The 1,509-nt window shown below is 36.2% G+C and carries 2 protein-coding genes; both read left to right on the plus strand.

The window, feature by feature from the left end:
• Positions 1 to 168: 168 nt before the first annotated feature.
• Positions 169 to 888: a hypothetical protein gene (locus tag FN831_RS27530; protein ID WP_142531424.1), complete on the plus strand. Its 720-nt coding sequence runs from the start codon at positions 169 to 171 to the stop codon at positions 886 to 888.
• On the plus strand, positions 881 to 1,429 hold the full coding sequence (locus FN831_RS27535; RefSeq protein ID WP_142531425.1) for a hypothetical protein: 549 nt from the start codon (positions 881 to 883) through the stop codon (positions 1,427 to 1,429). The genes FN831_RS27530 and FN831_RS27535 overlap by 8 nt, the downstream gene beginning before the upstream one ends.
• Positions 1,430 to 1,509: the final 80 nt, after the last annotated feature.

The following is a 1,509-nucleotide window of genomic DNA, read 5'->3' on the forward strand; positions in this document are numbered from 1 at the left end:
TAAGACTTAGTGGGGCATTCGCTACCACGCTCGGCAGCCAAGTCAGGGGGTCAGTTTGCACCGAAACAGAGGGGTCACTTTTACTGAAATACGCAACTTGCCTATTCGATTTTGTTCAAGCAGTCCTACTTATATTTCATAATTTATTTCACGCTATCCAGCATTTTCATGCTGATGATCATATCTACTTTAAGAGACAGTTTTACGGGTGAATTTGAGTATTTATATAATAGGATTGTTTTAGCTGGAACCTATTTAACCCTGATAATTCTGTTTTTTATAGGCCACTTATTCAGAACTATAATAAAGGTTATCAACCCTTCTCACATTAATAAATCCATGCGTGCTGAACTATTAAAGGAAGCGAAACGAATATTACTGGAATCACTTTTCAGACAGTATTGCCTAAACGAATATCATGCAACAATGAAAGCACTTGGGATTGAATTTAATAGCTTAAATGTCGCTTTTGATATCGCGGTGGCTACCAGTGAAACTGATGAGCAAAAAGATGATCCCGAATTGAAACCCAGATATGTATTTGATGTAAACATAAGCAAGATTAAAAAAGAGTATTCAAACAAGGCGAAAAAAGCGGGTAAATATTACTACAGTAGCTTAGTCATAGGTAAGCAGACTAATGATTATGACAATTTCATTTGGGATTATGGTAAACGAAATACAGAGAAGGAAAGATCGGTTTTAAAATCTTGTGTAATCTTAACGGACAAGGAACTGGAAAATGAAACTCCCGCAACCTACCGTGAGTACTTTGATCAAAAACTTGAAGACTACTCGCAAAGCGGAAAACATAAGGAAGTTCAAAATATATTAGAGATGTATCTGGAGCTATACGATTTACAAATGCAAAATACAATCCATGAGTAATTACGACATCACAGCAGGAATTGAAAACAGGATTTGGGCAGCAATTGATAAATCAATTTCAAACAATGACAAAGCTACGTTTAGAGAACTATTATCTTTCGTTAGGAACGTTACCTCTAAATCAATAGCACATGATTCTTTAACCGTTTTTAAACAATACATTTTCTTTTTTTCCAATTTTTATTCGCTTTCGTTTTCAAAATACAAGAATAACCCGTCTTATTTGTCATTATATACCCTCTGCGCGGAAATGGCGGCTCTTCACTTGAAGGAAATAATTCTATATGAGATAAAAATATTTTATAAGGGCAGCTCAGTAAGGGGACATGAAGCGGAATTTTATTATTGGGGCTTTTTCGGATTTAATCAGCTATTGTTTAGTATGGTAAATAACCATGATACAGTTCAATTTGAAGATGCGTTAGGTGAATTCTCACAGATTAACCTTAGAAGCCGGGATTTTGGATTGGACAATAAAATACAGTCGCTCAAATCAGGTGAAAATACAATTAAAGATCAGGCAGAATGCGTATTTCAGTAAAAGTGACCCCTCTGTTTCGGTGCAAACTGACCCCCTGACTTGGCTGCCGAGCGTGGTAGCGAATGCCCCACTAAGTCTTA

Origin of the sequence: Pedobacter westerhofensis, assembly GCF_900182595.1 — a bacterium.
GTDB lineage: Bacteria > Bacteroidota > Bacteroidia > Sphingobacteriales > Sphingobacteriaceae > Pedobacter > Pedobacter westerhofensis.

What these genes read in the sequence shown, in the direction of transcription:
- FN831_RS27535 (WP_142531425.1), top strand. Translation starts at nt 881, where the DNA reads ATGAGTAATTACGACATCACAGCAGGAATTGAAAACAGGATTTGGGCA.
- FN831_RS27530 (WP_142531424.1), top strand. Translation starts at nt 169, where the DNA reads ATGCTGATGATCATATCTACTTTAAGAGACAGTTTTACGGGTGAATTT.